This is a genomic window from Streptomyces sp. NPDC006510 (assembly GCF_040611955.1).
GTDB lineage: Bacteria > Actinomycetota > Actinomycetes > Streptomycetales > Streptomycetaceae > Streptomyces.
Genome location: NZ_JBEXPH010000107.1, coordinates 1 through 22,158, shown reverse-complemented (window position 1 = coordinate 22,158; position 22,158 = coordinate 1). Strand labels below are relative to the sequence as shown.

Annotated in this window: 19 protein-coding genes; 11 read left to right on the top strand and 8 right to left on the bottom strand. The window is 71.0% G+C overall.

From position 1 onward, the window contains the following. Nucleotides 1-17: 17 nt before the first annotated feature. On the bottom strand, nucleotides 18-749 hold the full coding sequence (locus tag ABZY11_RS27595; protein ID WP_356481727.1) for a MerR family transcriptional regulator: 732 nt from the start codon (nucleotides 747-749) through the stop codon (nucleotides 18-20). Nucleotides 750-878: 129 nt separating this feature from the next. Here ABZY11_RS27595 and ABZY11_RS27590 point away from each other — a divergent pair, with 129 nt between their 5' ends. The 4 genes from ABZY11_RS27590 (at nucleotide 879) to ABZY11_RS27575 (ending at nucleotide 5,541) form a co-directional block, all read left to right on the top strand. Continuing rightward, a complete protein-coding gene (locus ABZY11_RS27590; protein ID WP_356481726.1) occupies nucleotides 879-1,355 on the top strand; it encodes a macro domain-containing protein in 477 nt (158 codons plus the stop codon). 188 nt (nucleotides 1,356-1,543) lie between these two features. Continuing rightward, the gene (locus ABZY11_RS27585) at nucleotides 1,544-1,690 is read left to right on the top strand and encodes a hypothetical protein (protein WP_356481725.1); all 147 of its coding nucleotides are present in this window, start codon (nucleotides 1,544-1,546) and stop codon (nucleotides 1,688-1,690) included. A gap of 132 nt (nucleotides 1,691-1,822) precedes the next feature. Then, nucleotides 1,823-4,513, top strand: coding sequence for a M4 family metallopeptidase (locus tag ABZY11_RS27580; protein WP_356481724.1), 2,691 nt, complete (start codon nucleotides 1,823-1,825; stop codon nucleotides 4,511-4,513). A 152-nt stretch (nucleotides 4,514-4,665) separates the two neighbouring features. Then, entirely contained in the window at nucleotides 4,666-5,541 is an 876-nt protein-coding gene (locus ABZY11_RS27575) for an oxygenase MpaB family protein (protein WP_356481723.1), read from the top strand. A gap of 4 nt (nucleotides 5,542-5,545) precedes the next feature. Here ABZY11_RS27575 and ABZY11_RS27570 read toward each other — a convergent pair whose 3' ends face one another. Together ABZY11_RS27570 and ABZY11_RS27565 are read right to left on the bottom strand one after the other, a co-directional pair. Continuing rightward, nucleotides 5,546-6,595 carry a LacI family DNA-binding transcriptional regulator gene (locus tag ABZY11_RS27570; protein WP_356481722.1) on the bottom strand — a complete coding sequence of 350 codons (1,050 nt, stop codon included), beginning with the start codon at nucleotides 6,593-6,595 and terminating at the stop codon, nucleotides 5,546-5,548. A 164-nt stretch (nucleotides 6,596-6,759) separates the two neighbouring features. Then, nucleotides 6,760-8,253 carry a M1 family metallopeptidase gene (locus ABZY11_RS27565; RefSeq protein ID WP_356481732.1) on the bottom strand — a complete coding sequence of 498 codons (1,494 nt, stop codon included), beginning with the start codon at nucleotides 8,251-8,253 and terminating at the stop codon, nucleotides 6,760-6,762. Nucleotides 8,254-8,721: 468 nt separating this feature from the next. Here ABZY11_RS27565 and ABZY11_RS27560 point away from each other — a divergent pair, with 468 nt between their 5' ends. From ABZY11_RS27560 to ABZY11_RS27550, 3 genes are all read left to right on the top strand, one after another. Further along, nucleotides 8,722-10,491 (top strand): BCCT family transporter, encoded by a 1,770-nt coding sequence (locus ABZY11_RS27560; protein WP_356481721.1) that lies wholly within the window; start codon nucleotides 8,722-8,724, stop codon nucleotides 10,489-10,491. A 75-nt stretch (nucleotides 10,492-10,566) separates the two neighbouring features. Further along, complete coding sequence (locus ABZY11_RS27555) at nucleotides 10,567-12,204, top strand: ABC-F family ATP-binding cassette domain-containing protein (RefSeq protein ID WP_356481720.1); 1,638 nt, start codon at nucleotides 10,567-10,569, stop codon at nucleotides 12,202-12,204. A gap of 239 nt (nucleotides 12,205-12,443) precedes the next feature. Next, entirely contained in the window at nucleotides 12,444-13,652 is a 1,209-nt protein-coding gene (locus tag ABZY11_RS27550) for an amidohydrolase (RefSeq protein ID WP_356481719.1), read from the top strand. Nucleotides 13,653-13,773: 121 nt separating this feature from the next. On the opposite strand, the gene ABZY11_RS27545 is transcribed toward ABZY11_RS27550, so the two are convergent. Beyond that, nucleotides 13,774-16,188 (bottom strand): Tex family protein, encoded by a 2,415-nt coding sequence (locus tag ABZY11_RS27545; RefSeq protein ID WP_356481718.1) that lies wholly within the window; start codon nucleotides 16,186-16,188, stop codon nucleotides 13,774-13,776. Between the two features lie 129 nt (nucleotides 16,189-16,317). Then, nucleotides 16,318-17,181 carry a hypothetical protein gene (locus ABZY11_RS27540; protein WP_356481717.1) on the bottom strand — a complete coding sequence of 288 codons (864 nt, stop codon included), beginning with the start codon at nucleotides 17,179-17,181 and terminating at the stop codon, nucleotides 16,318-16,320. Nucleotides 17,182-17,314: 133 nt separating this feature from the next. Between ABZY11_RS27540 and ABZY11_RS27535 the strand changes: the two genes are divergently transcribed. Both ABZY11_RS27535 and ABZY11_RS27530 read left to right on the top strand, forming a co-directional pair. Next, entirely contained in the window at nucleotides 17,315-18,277 is a 963-nt protein-coding gene (locus tag ABZY11_RS27535) for a GlxA family transcriptional regulator (protein ID WP_356481716.1), read from the top strand. Nucleotides 18,278-18,300: 23 nt separating this feature from the next. Next, on the top strand, nucleotides 18,301-18,936 hold the full coding sequence (locus ABZY11_RS27530) for a DJ-1/PfpI family protein (RefSeq protein ID WP_356481715.1): 636 nt from the start codon (nucleotides 18,301-18,303) through the stop codon (nucleotides 18,934-18,936). A gap of 11 nt (nucleotides 18,937-18,947) precedes the next feature. On the opposite strand, the gene ABZY11_RS27525 is transcribed toward ABZY11_RS27530, so the two are convergent. Next, nucleotides 18,948-19,706, bottom strand: a complete 759-nt coding sequence (locus ABZY11_RS27525; RefSeq protein WP_356481714.1) for an enoyl-CoA hydratase-related protein — start codon at nucleotides 19,704-19,706, stop codon at nucleotides 18,948-18,950. A gap of 80 nt (nucleotides 19,707-19,786) precedes the next feature. Between ABZY11_RS27525 and ABZY11_RS27520 the strand changes: the two genes are divergently transcribed. Both ABZY11_RS27520 and ABZY11_RS27515 read left to right on the top strand, forming a co-directional pair. Continuing rightward, entirely contained in the window at nucleotides 19,787-20,413 is a 627-nt protein-coding gene (locus tag ABZY11_RS27520) for an HdeD family acid-resistance protein (RefSeq protein ID WP_356481713.1), read from the top strand. 135 nt (nucleotides 20,414-20,548) lie between these two features. Further along, nucleotides 20,549-21,004, top strand: a complete 456-nt coding sequence (locus tag ABZY11_RS27515) for an ATP-binding protein (RefSeq protein ID WP_356481712.1) — start codon at nucleotides 20,549-20,551, stop codon at nucleotides 21,002-21,004. A gap of 39 nt (nucleotides 21,005-21,043) precedes the next feature. Here ABZY11_RS27515 and idi read toward each other — a convergent pair whose 3' ends face one another. Together idi and ABZY11_RS27505 are read right to left on the bottom strand one after the other, a co-directional pair. Beyond that, a complete protein-coding gene (gene idi, locus ABZY11_RS27510; RefSeq protein WP_356481711.1) occupies nucleotides 21,044-21,637 on the bottom strand; it encodes an isopentenyl-diphosphate Delta-isomerase in 594 nt (197 codons plus the stop codon). A gap of 147 nt (nucleotides 21,638-21,784) precedes the next feature. Beyond that, on the bottom strand, nucleotides 21,785-22,158 hold a 374-nt coding region (locus ABZY11_RS27505), incomplete at its 5' end, for an N-acetyltransferase (protein WP_356481710.1).

Here is a 22,158-nt window from a genome sequence, read left to right as displayed (position 1 = left end):
CACCCCGCGGGCCGCGTTCACTCCGCCGTGAACGCGGCCCGCAGCTCCTCCTTCAACGACCGCTGGAACGCGGTCACCAGCGCCTGGATCACCATCGGCTGCATATGGGCCGACAGCGATTTCATCGCCGCCACGTGCTCGGGGTCCGACTCCCGCTCCCGGTACGGACCCCACACCTCGTCCCGGAACAGCCGGGTCAACTCCTGTGCGGCGGACCGGGAGTGCTCCAGCAGCACCGTGCGGGCAGCCAGGATCGTCTCGTGCGCGATCGGCACGCCGAGCAGCTCGACCCCGAGCCGCAGCAGCCCCGGGTCCACCCGGTAGCTGCCGTCGACCGGCTCCGCGCGCTCCAGCACACCCATCGCGGCCAGCCGCGCGATGTCCTGCTCGGTCAGCGCCCGGCCGGCCCGCCGCTCCAGCTCCGCCCGCGTCGCGTCCTCCGCCGAGTCCGGTGCCCAGGACGCCACCAGCGCACGGTGGATCGCCAGGTCGTGCGCGCTCAGGTCCGGCGGCAGCTGTTCCAGATAGCGTTCGATCGCGGCCAGCGTCATGCCCTGGTGCTGGAGCTCCTCGATGAGCGCGAGCCGGGACAGGTGCTCGTGCCCGTAGTGCCCGACGCGCCGCGGCCCGATCACCGGGGGCGGCAGCAGACCCCGGGTGCTGTAGAAACGCACGGTGCGTACCGTGACACCGGCGCGCGCTGCCAGCTCGTCGACGGTCAGCGTCGGTTCCTCGGTCCCGGTCGCCATCTCTGCTCCTCGTGTCCGGCCCAGGGAGCGGGCCGCAGTGCGCCTGACTCACCCCGGTGCAACAGTATTGCTGTCTCACCATTGATGTGAAAGTGCTCGACTGTCAGAGGCGGCACCTAGTCTGATGCCATGTCCGGGATCATGTACACACAGGGGGACGCGACCGCACCCCACGGCAAGGGCGTCAAGCTGATCGTCCATGTCTGCAACGACCTCGGCGGCTGGGGCAAGGGATTCGTCCTGGCCCTGTCGCGCCGCTGGCCCGAGCCCGAAGCGGCCTATCGCCGGTGGCACCGGGAGCGCGCGGGCAACGACTTCGCGCTCGGAGCGGTGCAGTTCGTGCAGGTGAGCCCGTACATCTGGGTGGCGAACACGGTGGGCCAGCGGGGGATACGCACGGGCAGCAACGGGGTCCCGGTGCGTTACGAGGCGATCGACACGGCGTTGGGGACGGTGGCCGACCGGGCCCGCGAGCTGGGGGCTTCGGTCCACATGCCGCGGATCGGCTGTGGGCTCGCGGGCGGGAAGTGGTCCCGGATCGAGCCGCTGATCGAGCAGCGGCTGACCGCCCGGGGCATACCGGTGACGGTCTACGACTTCGACTGAGGCCCTGTCCGGGGCCCCGGGCTCTGCCTGGGTCTGCGGCCCGGTCCGGTACCGGGCCGCATCACCCGTCCTCGCACTCGGGCCGCTCCTCGAAGCCCGCCGCTCGGCGCTCCACCGGGTCGAGTCGCCGGTCGGGGACTGTTCTCCACGTCGGCCTGACCGACGCCGCCATCGCCCGTCAGCTGGGCATGGGCCATCGCACCGTCCAGTGGCGGCTGCACGCGCTGATGGGCGAAGTGGGTGCGGCGACACGGTTCCGGCTCGGCCGGTACGCCGCGTGCGCCGGATGGATGCCCGATATCGCGGACAACTCGTCGGCCCCGGTCGGCAGCTGAGGCGTAATTACGCCACGGCACTTTCGCGCCAGCACCATCTCTTGTTCACCCGGCCCGCCATGGCGAACGATCAGCACGTCAACGCCCGAGCCCCCGATGGCTCAGGCGCAGGTGTGCGATGGGGAGGGTCCTGTGAGACGAAAGAGTGCGCTGCGGATGCTGGCGACCGCAGTGGTCGCCGCCGCGACCGGCGCGACGCTGCTGGCCGCGCCGGCCCGGGCGGACGACACCGCCACGGCGCGGCCGACGGACCCGGTGGGTGTCGCCCCGGCGATGACCCAGGGCCTGGACAGGTCCGCCCGTGAGGGCACGCCCGCCGAGGCGGCCCGCGCCCACATCAAGGACCACGAGGACACGTACAAGGTCCCCGTCTCCGACCTGAAGACGCTCAGGACCACCAAGGAGGGCAAGCAGTCCTCCGTGCGTTTTCAGCAGAAGCACGACGGTGTGCCGGTCTTCGGCGCCGAGTACGCGGTGCAGACGGAGGCGGCCGACGGCGGCCAGCAGATCACCTCCGCGACCGGCACGCTCTACACGGACCTCACCGTCTCCACCACGCCGAAGGTGGCCGAAGCCACCGCGAAGCAGCGGATGTTCACACTCGACCGCGGTCTGTCCGGAGTGCGGGGCGCGAAGACCGAGGCACACGGCCTCTCCGTGCTGCCCGACGCCCACGGCGGCAGGCTGGCCTGGCACTTCACCGTCACCGGTGCCAGGGCGGACGGCGGCCCGCTGCGCCAGGAGGTGTACGTCGACGCCCGCGTGGGCGGCATCGCACTCTCGTACAACAACATCGACGCGGCGGACGCGACGCCCGCGCAGGGGACGGGCGTACGCGTCGACGGCAGCGAGGCGAAGCTGGACGTCAACGAGGAGGCGGACGGTTCGTACACGCTCGTCGACTCGACGCGCGCCATGTACCCGCGGACCGGCGGCCAGATCCGTACCTACGACGCGCAGCGCAAGGACTACAAGCTCGTCGCGGGCGGCCCGGTCACCGACGACATCCCGCTGGGCACTTCGGCGAGCGACCGCTTCGACGGTGCGAACACCTCGTCGGGCGCGGTCGACGCGCACCTGAACGCGGCGAAGGTCTACGAGTACTACAAGAACCGGATCGGCCGCGACGGCATCGACGGCAAGGGCGGCACGATCCACTCCGTGGTCAACGTCGCCGCGAACGGCAAGGACTACGCCAACGCCTTCTGGGACGGCTCCAAGATGGTCTACGGCCACATGGACGGCGTACCGCTCTCCGTCGGCCTGGACGTCGTCGGCCACGAGATGACGCACGGTGTCACCGAGCACTCCGCCGGGCTCGTCTACCTCAACCAGCCGGGCGCGCTCAACGAGGCGATATCCGACTACTTCGGCAACGCCATGGAGACCGCCGACAAGGGCGTCGCGATGAGCGACCCGACGTCCGGCCTCATCGGGGAGTACCTCTGCAACGGCACGAAGCCGCTGCAGGAGTGCGCCCTGCGCGACCTGAACGACGGGCGCAACGCGCAGCAGGACTACCAGCCGATCACGCTCGACATCGACAACGGCGGAGTGCACTACAACTCCACCATCGTCGGCGGCGCGCTGTGGGACATGCGCAAGAACCTCGACAGCAAGCTCGCGGACCGCATCGTCCACCGGTCCGCGCAGAACTACCTCACGCCGCTGTCCGGCTTCACCGACATGCGCAACGCGGTCACCCTCGCCGCCAAGTCCCTGAACGTCTCGAAGGCCGATCTCGCAGTCATCGGCAAGGCCTTCGACGACCACGGCATCGAGGCCGGCTGGGAGCAGAAGGGCGGCACGCACGACGGCACCACCATCGGCGCCGACGTCCTGCCCGCCTACGAGGTCTACAGCGGCGTCGACGAGCAGGCGGCCCAGATCAACGGCGACGTGTACGCGATCAGCCACGGCGACGCCATCGCCTGGGACCGGGGCAGCGCCGCCTTCGGCATCACCGTGGGCGACTTCGGCAAGAAGCCGGTACGCGAACTGGCCCAGCAGGACGCCTATCTGCTCGACCCCTCGCTGGACGACGACCGCATCGTCTTCACCCGGATCACCGCCGACGGCATCGGCATCTACCGGACCGGCGCCAGGGGCCAGGGCGCGATCAAGAAGCTGGTCGACCTGCCGGGCGCGGACGAGACCGAGCCGGTGACCGACAACGGCGCGCTCGCCTACATCAGCACCACGCCCGACGGCGAGCAGGACGTCATGCTCCGCAAGGCCGACGGAACGACGGTCAACGTGACCCCGGAGGCCGGCACCAAGGCCGCCCACCTCACGATGAAGCACGGCCGGATCGCCTGGGCCGGAGTCGACGGCACCTACCTCACCGTCTACGACATCGCCACGGGCACCACGCAGACCAAGCGGATCGGCGGCTTCATCTTCAACTACATCTCGGACATCCAGATCACCTCGGAGCGGGTGTTCTGGCGTGAGACGGGTGGCTTCCTGATCCCGAGCACCAACTTCATGTCGGCACCGCTCGGCGATCTCGCCAAGGCGGCGAAGCTGCGCTACCCGTCGAGCACATACGTCGCCCAGTTCTCGGTCAACGACGAGTACTTCGCCTACTCCACCTACGACCTCTGGGGCGCGCTCGGCTCCTGGACAGGACCCGGCAAGGTCAAGGTCTCCGAGACCGCCGACGCGGTCGCCGGTCTCGACAAGTACAGCCGGATCTCCTGCTCCTCCGGCGCCCAGCTGGCCCCGTCGCTCGGTGACGGCCAGCGCGTCGCCTGGCTGGACACCACCGCGGCGGCCACCGACGTGGTGACCCGCGAGACGTTCGCCGGGACCTGCGAGTAGTACCCGCGCACCACCGCGGACACAGGGGTGCCACCGGACTCCGGCGGCGCCCCTGCCGGGTGCGCGGCGCACCGGTCCGGCGACGATCGCATACTGGATCACATCAGGGCCGGGCACCCGGCCGCCCGCCCGCCGACCGTCGGGAGTACCGCATGACCAGCGCAGCAGTCAGAGGCGGCGCTCCCGCACCGCCCCCGCCCGGCGGTGTGCTCTGGAGCCTGTCCGGAGACATCCGGGCCCTGCTGATGCTGCCCGCCGCGCTCACCCTCCAGGTCGCCCACCCGGCGGTCGGTGCCGGCGTCGACGAACACTCCGTCTTCCGCACGGACCCCTGGGGACGCGGCGAGAGGTCGCTGCGCTCGCTCCAGCTCTGGGTGTACGGGGGTGAAGAGGCGGCCGAGGAGGGGCGCAGGCTGCGCCAGCTGCACCGCACCATCCAGGGCACCGACACCCGAGGGCGTCGTTACCATGCGCTGTCTCCCGCGAACTACGCGTGGGTGCATGCCACCGGCTTCCCGGTCTACCAGCACGCCGCGCGCTATCTCGTCCGGCCGCTCACCGCGGCACAGGAGCGGGCCCTGTACCGGGAGTGGCTCCAGGTCGGCAGGGTCCTCGGCATCCACGACCGGGACATGCCGCAGACGATCGAGGAGTTCTGGCCGTACTACCGAAAGGTGCTCGCCGACGAGATAGAGGCGACCGCGGTCGTCGAGGACCTGGTCGCCACCGATCGTCCCGTGCCGCCGCCGGACCGCGGGCCGCTGCCGCTCAGGCTGCTGCTGAGGGCGCTGTGGCCGGTGCTGTTCCCGCCGCTGGCCCGGTTCCGGCGCTTCGTCACCATCGGGCTGATGCCGCCGGACGCGCGGGAGGCCATCGGGCTGGAGTGGACGGACGAGCAGGAGCGCGCACTGCGGCGGTTCTGCGGGGTGGTGCGGCGTGTGGTGCCGGTGCTTCCCGAGCGGCTGCGCTATCTGCCGTACGCGCGCAGGGCACGGGCGGCTCATCGCGAGGCCGTCCGGCGCGGGTGAGGGCTCAGGCGGAGGCCCGGCGCACCAGCTCGGTCGGCGTGATCACCGAGGCCTGCTCGTCGCCCCCGGCCTCGCCGTCGAGCCGGCTCATCAGCATCCGCACCATCAACCGGCCCATGCCCTCCACATCCTGACGGACCGTCGTCAGTGGCGGATCGGTGGCCTCGGCTATCGACACCATGTCGTCGAAACCGACCAGGGCCACGTCGTCCGGCACCCTGCGACCGCGCTCGCGCAGTACTCGCAGGGCACCCGAGGCCATCAGATCGTTGGCGGCGAAGACCGCGTCCAGGCCGGGATGGCGATCGAGCAGTTCCGCCGTCGCCCGCGCACCGCCCTCGACGGTGAAGTCGCCGTCCACGAGCAGGCTCGGATCGCCGTCGGGCAGCACATCGCGGTAGCCGTCGATGCGGTCGAGGGCCGAGGTCTGGTCGCGCGGTCCGGCGATGTGCGCGATCCGCCGCCGCCCCAGGGCGACGAGGTGGCGTACGGCCTCGGCCGCGCCGCCGCGGTTGTCGCAGTCGACGTACGGGACGGCCAGTTCGGACGCGGCGCCCGGACGCCCCGGACGGCCGCCGTAGACCGTGGGAACCCGGAACCTGCGGATGATCGCGGGGAGTTCGTCGTCGGTGTGCAGCGAGAAGGCCAGGACGCCGTCCACATGGCCGCCGGCCAGATAGCGGGCGACCCGGTCGAAGTCCCCGCTGCCCTCCACCAGAAGAAGGACCAACTGGGAGTCGTGCAGGATCAGTTCGCGGCTGATGCCCCGGATCTGCTGGGAGAAGAACGGGTCGGAGAAGATCCGGAACTCCGGCTCGTCGATGATCACGGCGACCGCGCCGTTGCGCCGGGTGACCAGGGTCCGGGCCGCGTGGTTCGGAACGTAGCCGAGCTCCTCGACCGCCTTGCGCACCTGGTCCACGAGGGGCTTGCGCACCCCGGCCCCGCCGTTCACCACCCGGGAGACCGTCGCCCGGGAGACCCCGGCGCGGGCCGCCACGGCTTCCAGTGTGGGGCGGGCATCACGATCGGGATCGTGGGACGGACCGGGCAAGGGGACGCTCCTCGTACACGCGGGATCCGGCCGGAAACAGCCGGGGCCGGCCGGACGGCACCGACGCCATCAGCCTAACCGGCGCCACCCGCTGACCGCCGGGCACCGTCGCCCCCACGTGGCGGAGGAGGGGTGACGGTGCCCGGACCCGGTCCGGGTACCGGTCAGTGGTGCTCGTGCACGGAGTTCGTCGCCGCGATCTTCTGCCAGGAGGCGGGCCGTGCGGGCTGCCCGGAGGTGCGCAAGGCGTGCGTTCCGGCCGCGGCCGGGGCCTCGGGCCGCGTCGGCCGGAACAGCCAGGCGTCGAAGAAGGCGGCGAGCGGCTTGCCCGAGACCCGCTCCGCATACGCGACGAAGTCGCTCACGCTCGCGTTCCCGTGCGCGTGCTCGGCGGGCCAGCCCTTCAGCAGTGCGAAGAACCTCTCGTCGCCCAGCTCGTTGCGCAGCGCCTGGAGGGCCATCGCGCCCCGGTCGTAGACGGCTGCGGCGAACTGGTTGTCGGGGCCCGGGTCGCCCGGCTTCACCGTCCAGAAGGCGTCGTCGGCCGGATGCAGGGCGTAGGCGTAGTCCGCCAGTTCCTGCGCGGTTCCCTCGCCCTCCTTCTCCGACCACAGCCACTGGCTGTAGCGGGCGAAGCCCTCGTTGATCCAGATGTCCTTCCAGCCCTTGAGGGACACGCTGTCGCCGTACCACTGGTGCGCCAGCTCATGGACGACGACCGAGACGTTCGCACCGTTGGCGAACTGCTTCGGGCTGTAGAACGGCCTGGTCTGGGTCTCCAGGGCGAATCCGCTCGTCACATTGGGGGAGTAGCCGCCGAGCGCGTCGAAGGGATACGGCCCGAAGATCCCGGTCAGCCACTCGGCGACCTCGGTGCTCCGCTCGATGCTGGCGCGTGCCGCACCGGCGTTGGCGCCGAGGTCCTTGCTGTACGCGTTGACGACCGGCAGCCCGTCCGAGGTGGTGTCCGTGGTGATGTCGAACTTTCCGACCGCCAGCGTCGTCAGATACGTCGCCTGCGGCTTGCCGGAGCGCCAGTTGAAGCGGGTCCAGCCGAGCCTCGAACTCTGCGACTGGAGCGTGCCGTTGCTGATCGCCTGGGTGCCATCCGGGACGGACACGGAGATGTCGTACGTCGCCTTGTCCAGCGGGTGGTCGTTGCTGGGGAACCACCAGGCGGCCGACTCCGGCTCCTGGGCGGCCACCGCGCCGTCCGGGGTGCGGACCCAGGACGTCCAGCCGTTGATCTTCACCTCGGAGGGCTTCCCGGCGTACCGCACGACCACGGAGACGGCCCTGCCCTTCGCCAGCGGGGCCGCCGGGGTGATCTCCAGCTCCTGCTCACCGTTCTTCACATGGCCGGCCTTCTTGCCGTTCACCCGTACCTCGGAGACATCCAGTCCGAAGTCCAGGTTGAACCGGGAGAGTTCCTGAGTGGTCGTGGCGAGGATCGTCGCCGTGCCCTCCAGCAGATCGGTCGCGGGCTGGTACTTCAGCCGCAGGTCGTAGTGGGACACGTCGTAGCCGCCGTTGCCACTGGCCGGGTAGTAGGGGTCCCCGATGCCCGGGGCGCCCACGGTGCCTCCGGCGGCCGAGGCCGGGACCGCCAGCAGCAGGGAGGCCGCGAGTGCGCTCGGGACGATGAGTCTGCGGTGCACGGAATGCTCCAAGTCGTCGGGGCGAATGATCTTTCGAACCGTCACGTCGACACTATTCAGCGACTGCCGCAACAGTGGTGTCCATGGCAGCGGCTGTCACACGATCGCCATTCGGCCGCCGCGGCAGCAGGACAGTTTTGCGCCATGATCATGCCATATCTACGCTGATTTCCCTTTGTCGCAGCGGAGTTGACCGGGACGCCGGCGGCCAGCCCGTGCAGGGCCCTGGCCCGCACGTCCGCGAAGCTGCCGTTCGTCGGCGGCACCAGCGCCTTCGTACGCGCCACCGCGGGCTCCGCGTCGGCGGCGGCCACGCCCGCGGCGGCCGACGTCCGGGGCGTGACGGCCCCGCGTCCCGCACGTCGCATCCCGGGCGGGACGTGCCGTTTGTTGGTCCCATGAGGTGAGCGCTGCGTGTGGTACTGCCTACGGAGAGCGAAACAATTGCTTCCGTGAAAGGTGCCATCAGTGTCGCAGGACGAACAGAGAACGGGCGGCCGGGGTGAACTGCCGGTGACGGCGGATCTCCCCGGCGACCCGGGCCGGAACCGGCACCCCACGACGGACCGGGCCGTGTTCGGTGTCACCGCCGTCCTCACCCTCGCCTTCGTGGTCCGGGGAGCCACCGCCACCGACTCGCTGGAGAAGGTCTCCAGCTCCATGCTCAACGGGCTGATGCGCAACGGCGGTTGGGCGTTCATGCTCGCAGCTTCCGGCTTCGTGGTCTTCGCCCTCTGGCTCGCCATCAGCCGCTACGGCAAGATCTCCCTCGGCCAGGAGGGGGAGGAGCCCGAATTCCGGACCGTGTCCTGGGTCGCCATGATGTTCAGCGCCGGCATGGGCATCGGCCTGATGTTCTACGGGGTCAGCGAGCCGCTCGCGCACTTCACCGACCCGCCGCCCGGCACCCGTCCCGCCGACGCCGCCGAGGCGATGCAGACGGCGATGGCCACCACCCTGTTCCACTGGACGCTCCACCCCTGGGCGATCTACGCCGTGGTCGGCCTGGCCATCGCGTACAGCACCTTCCGGCGCCGCCGCAGGCAGACGATCAGCGCCGTCTTCGAGCCGCTCATCGGATCCCGGCACGCCCACGGCGGTCCCGGCCGGCTGATCGACGTCCTCGCCATCTTCGCGACGCTCTTCGGCTCCGCCGCATCACTGGGCCTCGGAGCCCTCCAGATCGGCAGCGGTTTCCACGAACTGCACTGGAAGGAGAAGACCGGCACCGGACTCCTGGTCCTGATCATCGCCGTGCTGACCGTGGCCTTCGTCGCCTCGGCGGTCTCCGGCGTCGAAAAGGGCATCCAGTGGCTCTCCAACACCAATATGGTGCTCGCCCTGGTCCTCGCGGTCTTCGTCTTCATCGCGGGCCCCACCATCATCGTGCTCGACCTGCTGCCCACGTCGATCGCCGCCTACTTCGGCAATCTGGCCCAGCTCGCCGGACGTACCGAAGCGACCGGCAAGGGCGACGTGGCCGAGTGGCTCGGCAACTGGACCGTCTTCTACTGGGCCTGGTGGATCTCCTGGACGCCCTTCGTCGGCATGTTCATCGCCCGGATCAGCCGCGGCCGGACGATCCGCCAGTTCATCGGCGGAGTCATCCTGGTGCCCAGCGCCGTCAGCCTGGTCTGGTTCGCGATCTTCGGCGGCACGGCGATCAACCTTCAGGAGGCCGGCAAGCTCGGCAACGCCGCCACCCAGGAGGCGCAGCTCTTCGGAGTGCTCCAGCAGTTCCCGATCGCCACGGCGATGAGCCTGCTGGTGATGATCCTGGTCGGCATCTTCTTCGTCTCGGGCGCCGACGCCGCCTCCATCGTGATGGGCACGCTCTCCCAGAAGGGCATCCTGGAACCCGCAAAGTGGGTCGTCGTCTTCTGGGGTGTGGTCACCGGAGCCGTGGCCGCGATCATGCTGCTCATCGGCAACGGCGAGGGCAACGCGCTCGCCGGACTCCAGAACCTGACGATCCTGGTCGCCGCGCCGTTCACCCTCGTCATGATCGGCATGTGCGTGGCGCTGATGCGTGACCTGCGCCAGGACCCGCTGATCGTACGACGCGAATTCGGCGTGGAGGCGGTCGAGTCCGCGGTCATCGAAGGGCACGCGAAATACGCCGGCGACTTCGAGATCCGGATCGGTCCGGGCGGCAGCCGGATCACCACCGGGCTCCACGAGGGCCACGAACCGGAACCGGACCGCACCGGTCCGGCGGGCCCGCCGGGCGACGGCTGAGGACGCCTGCCGCCCGGCCGGAGTGCGACCGGCCGGGCGGCTGAGCCCCCGGCGCCGATTAGGATCGACACCCTGATGACTGCCACTCTCGTCGCCAAGGACCTTGCCGCCGGACACGGCGACCGCACACTCTTCGCCGGACTCGACCTCGTCGTCGCGCCCGGTGATGTGATCGGTCTCGTCGGAGTCAACGGCGCCGGAAAATCGTCCCTCCTCCGGCTTCTGGCCGGGCTCGACCGGCCGGAGGAGGGCGAGTTGCGGCTCTCCCCGCCCACCGCCACCGTCGGGCACCTTCCGCAGGAGCCGGAACGGCGGGAGGGGGAGACGGTGCGGGAGTTCCTGGCCCGCCGCACCGGCGTCGCCGAGGCCCAGGCCGCGATGGACAAGGCGACCCAGGGCCTCGTCGACGGGGCGCCGGGTGCGGACGACGCGTACTCCGAGACACTGGAACGCTGGCTGGCCCTCGGCGGCGCGGACCTGGACGAGCGCGCCGAGGAGATCGCCGCCGACCTCGGGCTGACCGTCGGCCTCGACCTGCCGATGACCGCGCTCTCCGGCGGTCAGGCCGCCCGCGCGGGGCTGGCCTCCCTCCTGCTGTCCCGCTACGACGTCTTCCTGCTGGACGAGCCCACCAACGACCTCGATCTGGACGGCCTGGAGCGGCTGGAGCGCTATGTCTCCGGGCTCCGCGCGGGCACGGTGGTCATCAGCCACGACCGCGAATTCCTGATGCGCACGGTCACCAAGGTCCTCGAACTGGATCTGGCCCAGCAGCAGATCAATCTGTACGGCGGTGGATACGCGGCCTATCTGGAGGAGCGCGAGCGCGCCCGCAGGCACGCCCGCGAGGAGTTCGAGGAGTACGCGGACAAGCGTGCCGCCCTCGAAGGCCGCGCCCAGATGCAGCGCTCCTGGATGGACAAGGGCGTCAAGAACGCCCGCCGCAAGGCCACGGACTCCGACAAGCTCGGCCGCAAGTTCCGCAGCGAGTCGAGCGAGAAGCAGGCCGCGAAGGCCCGGCAGACCCAGCGCATGATCGAACGGCTCGAAGTCGTCGACGAACCGCGCAAGGAATGGGAACTCCGGATGGAGATCGCCTCCGCCCCCCGCTCCGGCTCGGTCGTGGCCACCCTGCGCGAAGCGCAGGCCGTACGCGGCGACTTCGCCTTCGGTCCGGCCTCGCTCCAGATCGACTGGGCGGACCGGGTCGCCATCACCGGCGCCAACGGAGCGGGCAAGTCCACCCTCCTCGCCGCACTGCTCGGCCGGCTGCCGCTGGACTCCGGCCATGCGGCACTCGGCTCGGGCGTGGTGGTCGGCGAGGTCGACCAGGCCCGCAAGCTGTTCCACGGCTCGGAGTCGCTCCTGGAGGCGTTCTGCGCGGCCGTCCCCGACACCGAACCGGCCGAAGTGCGCACGCTGCTCGCCAAGTTCGGCCTGCGCGCCGACCATGTGATGCGCCCTGCCACGACGCTCTCCCCAGGTGAACGCACCCGGGCGGCGCTCGCCCTGCTCCAGGGCAGGGGTGTCAACCTCCTTGTGCTCGACGAGCCCACGAACCACCTCGATCTGCCCGCGATCGAGCAGCTGGAATCGGCACTGGAGTCGTACACCGGAACGCTGCTGCTGGTGACGCACGACCGGCGCATGCTGGAAGCGGTACGGACGACACGGCGGGTCGAGGTGGCGGCGGGAAAGGTGACCGAGGCCTGAGCCGGGCACCGGCGGCCTCGATCCGCGCGTCCAGCGCGCCGAGCACCAGGACATCTGCGCCGCGATGCACGCGGACAAGCCCGACCTGGCCGATGCCCTCGCCCACGCGCAAACCGAGGGGGCCGCGGCCCCTCCCCGGCCGCCCTGGCCGAGGTGCTTCCGGCCGAGTGACCGACGGCGGCCGGACGACTGCCGTCGGACAACCGCGTACCGGTGCCCGAGACAAGGAGACGTACCGCATGCTGATCACCGACGTCCGCCCCTGGGGCGGCGAGCCGTGCGACATCGAGATCGAGAACGGCACGATCACCGCGCTCACCCCGCACGATCCGAACCGTGCCGGGGCCCACGACACCGTGGCCGGACGGGGACGGCTCGCTCTGCCGTCGTTCTCCGACGTCCACTGCCACCTTGACTCCACCCGTATCGGGCTTCCCTTCCGCCCCCACACCGGCGCCCCCGGTGTCTGGGCCATGACCATGAACGACCGCGCCCACTGGCGCGAGGACGAGTGGAGCGTCGCCGAGCGGGCGACGTACACCCTGGGCCGCATGATCGAGCGCGGCACGACCCGGGTCCGCAGCTATGCGCAGATCGACGCGGACTGCGGCCTGGAGCGGTTCGAGGGCGTGCTCGCCGCCAAGGAGGCGCACGCCGACCGGTGCGAGGTCGAGATCATGGCCTTCCCGCAGGCCGGTCTGCTCAAGGAGAAGGGCGTGCCGGAGCTGATGGACCAGGCCCTGTCGGCAGGCGCGGCCGTCGTCGGCGGCATCGATCCCTGCGCCCTGGACCGGGACCCGGTACGTCACCTGGACATCGTCTTCGACCTCGCCGAGCGCCACCGGGCCCCGGTCGACATCCACCTCCACGAGCCCGGTCCGTTGGGTGTGTTCAGCGTCGACCTCATCCTGGAGCGGGTACGCGCCCTCGGCATGGCGGGCCGGGTGACGCTCTCGCACGCCTACGACCTCGGCGGTGTCGACGAGGCGACAACGCGCCGGCTGATCGAGGAGTTCGCGGAACTGGACATCGCGATGGCTACCGTCGCCCCCGCGCAGCACCGGGCCCTGCCGCTGGCCGACCTGACGGCCGCCGGAGTGCGGGTCGGCCTGGGCGAGGACGGCCAGCGCGACTTCTGGTCGCCCTACGGCAACGGGGACATGCTGGACCGCACCTGGCAGCTGGCCTTCACCAACCGCTACCGCGCCGACGAGCTGATCGAGCACTGCATGGCCGTCGCCGGCCGTGGCGGCGCCTCGATCCTGCACCCGGAGCTGCCGCGCCTGACGTCGGTGGCCGACCGGCCCGGCGTCTCGGTGGGCGACCGCGCCGATCTGCTGCTGGTCGAGGGCGAGACCGTGACGTCCGCCGTGATGGACCGAGGCAACGACCGCACGGTGCTGCACGCCGGCCGCGTCGTCGCGGACGGCCTGGAACTCGTCGGCTGACACGGGGCCGAATCTTCGCCCGTGCTGCGCACGCTGCCCGGCGAGGCCGGTGAGGCCGGTGAGGCCGGGGAAGGCGGGGAGGGAGCCGCCGGCAGGCGCACCCCTCCCCGCCGCGGTTCCGCTAGCGCTTCCTGCCGCCCTGGTCCGGGTTGGCCAGCCCGGCCCGCCGCAGGGCGTCCGCCATCGCGCTGTTCACCGGTGCCGGCGCCTGACGGGCGGAACCGCCCCCGCCGCCACCGCCACCGCGCCGGTCACGGTCCTGGCCACCCTGTCCCTGACGCTGCCGCGGTGGCCGGCCGCCCTGGCCGCCGCGCTCACCCCGCTCGCGCCTCGGACCGCCGCCCTGGGAACCCGTACCGGCCGCCGCCTCGTCGTCCAGTCGCAGCGTCAACGAGATCCGCTTCCGCGGCACGTCGACATCCATGACCTTGACCTTCACGATGTCGCCCGGCTTCACGACGTCCCGCGGGTCCTTCACGAACGTCCGCGACATCGCCGACACATGGACCAGGCCGTCCTGGTGCACACCGATGTCCACGAACGCGCCGAACGCCGCGACATTGGTGACGACACCCTCCAGCACCATTCCGGACGCCAGATCACCGATCTTTTCGACGCCCTCCTTGAAGGTGGCCGTCTTGAACGCGGGCCGGGGGTCGCGCCCCGGCTTCTCCAGCTCCTTCAGGATGTCGGTAACCGTCGGCAGACCGAACTTCTCGTCCACGAAGTCGTCGGCCCGCAGCGACCGCAGCACACCTGTGTTGCCGATCAGCGAGGCGACGTCGCCGCCGGTGCGCTTCACCATCGCCCGTACCACCGGATACGCCTCCGGGTGCACGCTCGACGCGTCCAGCGGATCGTCGCCCCTGATCCGCAGGAAGCCCGCGCACTGCTCGTACGCCTTCGGGCCCAGCCGTGCCACGTCCTTCAGCGCCCTGCGGGACCGGAAGGGGCCGTTGGCGTCGCGGTGCGCGACGATGTTCTCGGCGAGTCCCGAGCCGATCCCCGACACCCGCGAAAGCAGCGGCGCGGACGCGGTGTTGACGTCGACACCGACACCGTTCACACAGTCCTCGACGACTGCGTCCAGCGAGCGCGACAGCTTCACCTCGGACAGGTCGTGCTGGTACTGGCCGACACCGATCGACTTCGGGTCGATCTTCACCAGCTCGGCGAGGGGGTCCTGCAGCCGCCGTGCGATGGAGACGGCGCCGCGCAACGACACGTCCATGTCGGGGAGTTCCTGCGAGGCGAAGGCCGACGCCGAGTACACGGACGCGCCGGCCTCGGACACCATCACCTTGGTGAGCTTCAACTCGGGCTGCTTGTCGATGAGTTCACCCGCGAGCTTGTCGGTCTCGCGGGACGCCGTGCCGTTGCCGATCGCGATCAGATCGACGTCGTGCGCCTTCGCCAGCCGCTCCAGCGTGGCCAGCGACTGGTCCCACTTGTTCGCCGGGACGTGCGGGTGGATGACATCCGTCGCGACGACCTTGCCGGTCGCGTCGACGACGGCGACCTTCACGCCGGTACGGAAGCCGGGGTCGAGCCCCAGCGTGGCCCGCGTCCCGGCCGGTGCGGCGAGCAGCAGATCGCGCAGGTTCGACGCGAAGACGCGCACCGCCTCGTCCTCCGCCGCGGTGCGCAGCCGCAGCCGCAGATCGATGCCGAGGTGCACCAGGATCCGGGTCCGCCAGGCCCAGCGCACCGTGTCGCCGAGCCACTTGTCGCCGGGCCGGCCGCGGTCGGCCACGCCGAAGCGCCGGGCGACCATGTTCTCGTACGTCGACGGGCCGGGTGCCTCCGAGGGCTCCTCCGGCTCCATGACCAGGTCGAGCACGTCCTCCTTCTCGCCCCGGAGCATCGCGAGCACCCGGTGCGAGGGAAGGTCGGTGAACGGCTCGGCGAAGTCGAAGTAGTCGGCGAACTTCGCGCCCGCCTCCTCCTTGCCGTCCCGCACCTTGGCGGCCAGCCGCCCGCGCGACCACATGCGCTCACGCAGCTCACCGATCAGATCGGCGTCCTCGGAGAACCGCTCGGTGAGGATGGCACGGGCCCCCTCCAGCGCGGCCGCACCGTCCGCGACGCCCTTGTCGGCGTCGACGAAGGCGGCGGCAGCGGCGAGCGGCTCGACCGACGGGTCACCGAGCAGGCCGTCGGCGAGCGGTTCGAGCCCCGCCTCCCGGGCGATCTGCGCCTTCGTGCGTCGCTTGGGCTTGAACGGCAGATAGATGTCCTCAAGCCGTGCCTTGGTGTCGGCGGCCCGGATCTGCGCCTCCAGCGCCTCGTCCAGCTTGCCCTGCTCGCGTACCGAGTCGAGGATCGCCGTCCGACGGTCCTCCAGCTCGCGCAGATACCGCAGCCGCTCCTCGAGCGTGCGCAGCTGCGCGTCGTCGAGCATCTCGGTCGCTTCCTTGCGGTAGCGCGCGATGAACGGCACGGTCGACCCGCCGTCGAGCAGCTCGACGGCCGCCTTCACCTGCCGTTCGCGTACGCCGAGCTCCTCGGCGATCCTGCCTTCGATGGACGTCGTCACGGTTCTACCGACTCGCCTTCTCGTACTGGCTCTACTGGCTGTGCTTGCCGGGGCTTGGCCCCTTCGCCTGCATTGTGCCGGGTGGCCGGGCGCCGTGTCGCCCGGCCACCCCGTCGGCCGGACGGTGGCTCAGCCCTTGCCGATCAGATCGGCCGGGAACGCGCCCGCCGACGCCGCCGTGAACAGGAACCCGCGCGCCAGCTCGGTCAGCCGCTCCACACCCTCCGCGCCCAGGTGCTCGTACGGCGCCGCGTCCATCCGGTCCGTCGTCTCCTCCAGCTCCGACCGGAGCGCGACGCCCGCCTCCGTCAACTCGCCCTCGGCGTCCAGGAGTCCGCGCTCGCGCAGCCGCTCGCAGGCCCCGTCCCAGTCGGCGCGGTGCCAGCCGCGGGTGGCGAGCACCCAGCGCGGGGACATCCCCTTGCCGGTCGCCGTGTGGCTGACCAGCGCCTCCAACGGGTCGAGTCCGGCGGCCAGGAGCGCGGCGAGATGGCCGTCGCCGCGGTGCTCCCGCAGCAGTGTGGCGGCGTGCCAGTACGCCAGATGCGGCTGCTCGGGCACCGGGAGATCGGCATGGGCGGCGTAGAGCGGCCGGGCGTGTCGGGTGCATCCCTCGGCCGCGCGCAGCGCCAGCCCGGCCGCCTCCGCCAGCTCCGGGGAGGCGATGACCTCCTCGCCCAGCAGCCGCCGCAGGGTGGTGTCGGTGGCGCGCAGCCGGGCGTCCAGGACCGCCTGCGGCGAGGCGACGGACCACACGGCGGGCAGATGCCGGGCGACGAGGTCGTGGCTGAAGTTGTAGAACGTCGCGGTGACCGTGCCCGGACCGACGGCACCCATCGCCGCCGAACGCGCGGCGAAGTAGGCGGCGTTGGAGTCGTCGATGCCGAGCTCCCCGAGCTCCTTGCCGAGGTCGGGGGAGAAGTAGACCGTCGAGTGCAGCGGGTTGATGGCGTTGTGACAGCGGCGTCCGGCGCGGGGCGGCAGAGTACTCATGAGGGCAGATTACCGACTGGTCGGTACGCGCGGTAACCCCGGGCGGTGTCGAAATCGCGGCGGCCGTGTCATGGCGGAAAAGGTGGGTTTCTCGTCATTGCGGCCATGATCCGGGCCGACCAGGATGACAGCCATGACGCAGCGATCCGTACTCGTGGTCCTCTACGACGGTGTCCAGAGCCTCGATGTCACCGGACCGGTGGAGGTCTTCGCCGGGGCTTCCCGTTTCCCCGGGGCCGGATACGAACTGCGCACCGCCTCGCTCGACGGCGCCCCGGTCCGTACCTGCAGCGGCCTCACCCTCGTCCCGGACGGCAGCCTCACCGACGCCGAACCGCCCCATACCCTCCTCGTCCCCGGCGGCGAGGGCACCCGCGCCCCCGACCCGGCACTCATCGACTGGCTGCGGGAGCACTCCCCGCACGCCGAACGGCTCGTCTCCGTCTGCACGGGCGCGCTGCTGCTCGCCGGGGCCGGACTGCTCGATGGGCACCGGGTGACCACGCATTGGACGGTCTGCGACCACCTCGCCCGCAACCACCCGGCCGTCGAGGTCGACCCCGACCCGATCTTCGTACGCGACGGCAGGCTGGCCACCTCCGCCGGAGTCACCGCCGGTATCGACCTGGCGCTCGCGCTCGTCGAGGAGGACCACGGCAGGGACATCGCGCTCACCATCGCCCGGCACCTCGTGGTCTTCTTGCGCAGGCCCGGCAACCAGGCCCAGTTCAGCGCCCAGCTCGCCGCCCAGACCGCCCGGCGCGAACCGCTGCGCGAGGTCCAGCACTGGATCACCGAGAACCCCGGCGAGGACCTCTGCGTCGAGGCGCTCGCCGCCCGTGCCCGCCTCTCGCCGCGACACTTCGCGCGCGCCTTCCAGGCAGAGACGGGCCTCACGCCGGGCCGTTACGTCGACCGCGTACGCCTCGAACAGGCTCGCAGGCTGCTGGAGGACACCACCGACGGCATCACCGGCATCTCACGCGCCTGCGGATACGGCACCCCGGAGGCCATGCGCCGCGCGTTCGTCAAGGCCCTGGGCACCGCCCCCGCCGAATACCGCCGACGCTTCCGTACCCATCCCGCCACCGGCTGACCACGAACACGGAAGGGAACCCCATGCAGATCGCCATCGTCCTCTTCGACCGCTTCACCGCACTCGACGCGGTGGGCCCGCACGAAATGCTCGCCCGCACCCCCGGCGCCGAGACCATCTTCGTCGCCGAGCGGACCGGCCCCGTGCGCAACGACACCGGCAGCCTCGCGCTCGTCGCCGACAGGGCCTTCGCCGATGTGCCGGCACCGGACATCGTGATCGTGCCCGGAGGCCCCGGCCAGCGCGACCAGATGGAGAACGAGGAACTGCTCGGATGGCTGCGCACCGCTGATGCCACCAGCTCCTGGACCACCTCCGTCTGCACCGGCTCGCTGCTGCTCGCCGCGGCCGGACTGCTGACGGGCCGGCGGGCCACTTCGCACTGGCTCCTGCTGGACGTACTGAAGGAGTTCGGGGCCGTACCGACCGGCGAGCGGGTCGTCATCGACGGCAAGTACGTCACCGCGGCGGGCGTCTCCTCCGGAATCGACATGGGGCTCACCCTGGCCGGCCGGATCGCGGGCGACGAGCACGCCCTGGCCGTACAGCTGCTGACCGAGTACGACCCGCAGCCGCCCTACGACGCGGGCTCGCCGGAGAAGGCCCCGGCGGCCATGGTCGAGAAGTTCCGTGCCCAGCGCCACTACCTCCTCCAGTAGGGCGCGGGCCGTCAGGGCCCGGTCGTCCAGGTGAAGCGCGGCGCGCGCCGCTCCAGAAAGGCGGCGACACCCTCGGCGGTGTCGCCGCTGCGGCGCGCCTGCTCCGCCCAGTACGCGTCCCGGTCCTCGCGCCCGGTGGCGAACTCCTTCGCCGCCGCCTGCGTCAGCTGCGAGCGGGCCGCCAGGGTCGCCACGTACGCGTCGACCCGCTTGTCCAGCTCGCCGGTCGGCAGCACCTCGTCGACCAGACCGGTACGCAGCGCCCGTGCGGTGTCGATCAGCTCGCCGGAGAACAGCAGATGCTTCGCGGTGGCCGGGCCGGTCAGTGCCACCAGCCGCCGGGTCGACGACGCGGCGTACACGATGCCGAGCTTGGCCGGTGTGACACCGAAGGACGCTCCCTCCTCGGCGAACCGCAGATCGCAGGCGGCCGCCAACTGGCTGCCACCGCCCACGCAGTAACCCCGGATCACCGCGAGCGTCGGCCCGGGGAAGGCGGCCAGCGCCTCCTCGGCCGCCACCGCGAGCGCCTGCGGATCGTGTGCCGGGTCCCGGAGCGAGGAGATGTCGGCACCGGCGCAGAAGGTGTTCCCGGCGCCCGTCAGCACCAGCACCCGCACCGCGGGGTCGCCCGCCAGCCGCTCCAGCAGACCGGGCAGCGCGCCCCACATCGCGGCCGTCATCGCGTTGCGCTTGGCGGGATTGCTGATCACGACGGTGGCGACGCCGTCCACGACGGTGTGTTCGAGCCCGGGTTCCGTACGGTCCATGTGCCGGATGCTATCCGTACGGTTCGAACCTATGATCAAGAAGGGGTCGCCGATCAGGCACTCACCGTGAGGAGCTTCCCATGGCCGATCCCGCAACCGAGGGCAAGAGGCTGAGCCGCAGTTTCGGCTGGCTCGCGCTGCTCGGCATCCTTCTCGTCGTGGCCGGTCTGGTCGGTCTCGTCTACACCGGCGTCGCCACGCTGACCTCGATGCTCCTGTTCGGCTGGCTGCTGCTGATCGGCGGCATCGTCGGGCTGCTGCACGCCATCGACTCCCGCGGCACCGACTTCTTCTGGCTGGGCGTCGTGGTGGCCGCGCTGAACATCGCCGCCGGGGTCGTCGTCATCCGCCACCCGCAGGGCACCGCCGAGGCGCTGACCATGTTCGCCGCGCTGCTCTTCCTGACCGGTGGGGTGTTCCGTCTCGTGGGCAGCGTCGTGGTGCGCGGCCCGCAGTTCGGCTGGACGCTGCTGCAAGGAGCCTTCGGTCTGCTGCTGGGGCTGTTGGTGCTCTTCGACTGGCCGCACAGCAGCCTCTACGTACTGGGTCTCTTCTTCTCGCTGGCGCTGCTCTTCGACGGGCTCGGCCTGATCGCGATGGGGGTGGGCGGCCGCAGGATCGTCTCGATGGTCTCGGAACAGAGCGTGACCGGAGAGCTGCCCGACTCACCCCGAGTAATAGACGAGCAGAAGCGGTCCAAAGACTGAGTTCTTGATGTCCTGTCCGGTCAAAAACCGTCGATAGAGGTCGACTTCTGTTCAGTGGCACGGTCCGGACATACTACGCCCCGCACTCTGTACTCGACGTGCAGTCACCATCGAGTGGAGAGCGGGTACCGGACTATGGAGAGCCGCGGGAGTGTCCCCGCCCGGCCCGTGTCGTACGAGGGTGTCTGGCGGTTCACCGCCCCGGCCGTGGACGTCTCCGTACCGCAGGCCCGGCACGCGGTGCGCGATCTGCTGAAGCGCCAGGGCGTGCCGCTGGACGACGACGTCGCCGATGGTCTGCTGCTCATCGTTTCCGAGCTGGTCACCAACGCGGTGAAGCATGCCGCGCTGCTCTCGCCGGAGCTCGCCGTCGAGGTGGCCGTCGGCGAGGAGTGGATCAGGGTGTCCGTCGAGGACAACCACCCCTACCGGCCGACGGCCCTGGAGACGGACCACGCGCAGACCGGCGGGCGCGGTCTGCTGCTGGTCCGGGAGATCACCCGGGAAGCGGGCGGGGCCTGCGATGTGGAGCACACCGCAGGCGGCGGAAAGATCATCTGGGCGGCGCTGCCGCTGAGTCCGCGGCTCTGACCGCCCGCACCTGCCGGCGCACCCGGTGCCGTCCGCCCGTCACCAGCCGGCGGACGGTCCGGTCAGCTCCCTGATCGCCGGACGCGCGGCGTCCAGCACGGTCATGAACCAGGCGGAGAACGGCGACCGGGCGTGCCGCTCGGCGAGCTCGCCGGCCGTCACGAACGCGGTCTCGCCGACCTCCTCCGGGTCCGGGTCGAGCCGGTCCTGCGCCATTCCCACGAAGAGATGATTGAACTCCTGCTCCACCAGACCGGAGGCCGGGTCGGGGTGGTTGTAGCGGACCGTGCCCGCCTCGGCCAGCAGGGAGGGCGAGATCCCCAGCTCCTCGTACGTGCGCCGGGCGGCGGCGGCGAAGGGCGCCTCACCGGGGTAGGGGTGGCCGCAGCAGGTGTTCGACCAGACACCGGGGGAGTGGTACTTGCCGAGCGCGCGGCGCTGGAGCAGCAGCCTGCCCTGCTCGTCGAAGAGGAAGACCGAGAAGGCGCGGTGCAGTTGACCGGGCGGCTGATGGGCGGCGAGCTTCTCCGCCGTACCGATGGTGGTGCCGTTCTCATCGACCAGTTCGAGCATGATCACTTCTGCTGTGCCGTTCGACGAGCTGTGCGCCGCGGTGGCTGGTGTGGTCGGCATACCCATCCTTCGCTATGGTCCCGGCCCGGTGCGCCGGTCCCGTCGAGTCTGCTCAAGTCTGCCGTACAAAAGCCGCTTGTCCGCACTGCGGGGTGTGGCATGTCCGGTCCCGCCGCGGCACGGGGCGCGGCGGGACCGGACGGTGCGTCAGACGCCGAAGGCGGCCGGGTAGTGGATCGTGCCCTGCGGCACCGGCGCGGAGCCGTCGAGGACCAGGGCCATCATCGCCTCGTCCGGGACGTGGAAGCCCGGCCGGATCCCGTACCGCGAGGCCGGAACGAAACCGAACCTCGGGTAGTAGTCGGAATGACCGAGCACCAGGACGAGTGACTCGCCGCGCAGCCTGGCCGCGTCGAGCACCGCCCGCACCGCGGCCTGCCCGGCACCCCGGCGCTGGTGTTCCGGGGCCGTCGCCACCGGGGCCAGCGCGAGCGCCGGTACGTCCCCGACCCGGCACCGGGTCAGCAGGGCGTACGCCGCGACGTCCCCGTCCGGGCCGTCCGTCGCGACCCGGCCGAGGC

What these genes read in the sequence shown, in the direction of transcription:
- ABZY11_RS27535 (WP_356481716.1), top strand. Translation starts at nt 17,315, where the DNA reads ATGACGCAGCGATCCGTACTCGTGGTCCTCTACGACGGTGTCCAGAGC.
- ABZY11_RS27585 (WP_356481725.1), top strand. Translation starts at nt 1,544, where the DNA reads ATGGGCCATCGCACCGTCCAGTGGCGGCTGCACGCGCTGATGGGCGAA.
- idi (WP_356481711.1), bottom strand. Translation starts at nt 21,637, where the DNA reads ATGCCGACCACACCAGCCACCGCGGCGCACAGCTCGTCGAACGGCACA.
- ABZY11_RS27550 (WP_356481719.1), top strand. Translation starts at nt 12,444, where the DNA reads ATGCTGATCACCGACGTCCGCCCCTGGGGCGGCGAGCCGTGCGACATC.
- ABZY11_RS27540 (WP_356481717.1), bottom strand. Translation starts at nt 17,181, where the DNA reads ATGAGTACTCTGCCGCCCCGCGCCGGACGCCGCTGTCACAACGCCATC.
- ABZY11_RS27525 (WP_356481714.1), bottom strand. Translation starts at nt 19,706, where the DNA reads ATGGACCGTACGGAACCCGGGCTCGAACACACCGTCGTGGACGGCGTC.
- ABZY11_RS27590 (WP_356481726.1), top strand. Translation starts at nt 879, where the DNA reads ATGTCCGGGATCATGTACACACAGGGGGACGCGACCGCACCCCACGGC.
- ABZY11_RS27575 (WP_356481723.1), top strand. Translation starts at nt 4,666, where the DNA reads ATGACCAGCGCAGCAGTCAGAGGCGGCGCTCCCGCACCGCCCCCGCCC.
- ABZY11_RS27520 (WP_356481713.1), top strand. Translation starts at nt 19,787, where the DNA reads ATGGCCGATCCCGCAACCGAGGGCAAGAGGCTGAGCCGCAGTTTCGGC.
- ABZY11_RS27515 (WP_356481712.1), top strand. Translation starts at nt 20,549, where the DNA reads ATGGAGAGCCGCGGGAGTGTCCCCGCCCGGCCCGTGTCGTACGAGGGT.
- ABZY11_RS27595 (WP_356481727.1), bottom strand. Translation starts at nt 749, where the DNA reads ATGGCGACCGGGACCGAGGAACCGACGCTGACCGTCGACGAGCTGGCA.
- ABZY11_RS27530 (WP_356481715.1), top strand. Translation starts at nt 18,301, where the DNA reads ATGCAGATCGCCATCGTCCTCTTCGACCGCTTCACCGCACTCGACGCG.
- ABZY11_RS27555 (WP_356481720.1), top strand. Translation starts at nt 10,567, where the DNA reads ATGACTGCCACTCTCGTCGCCAAGGACCTTGCCGCCGGACACGGCGAC.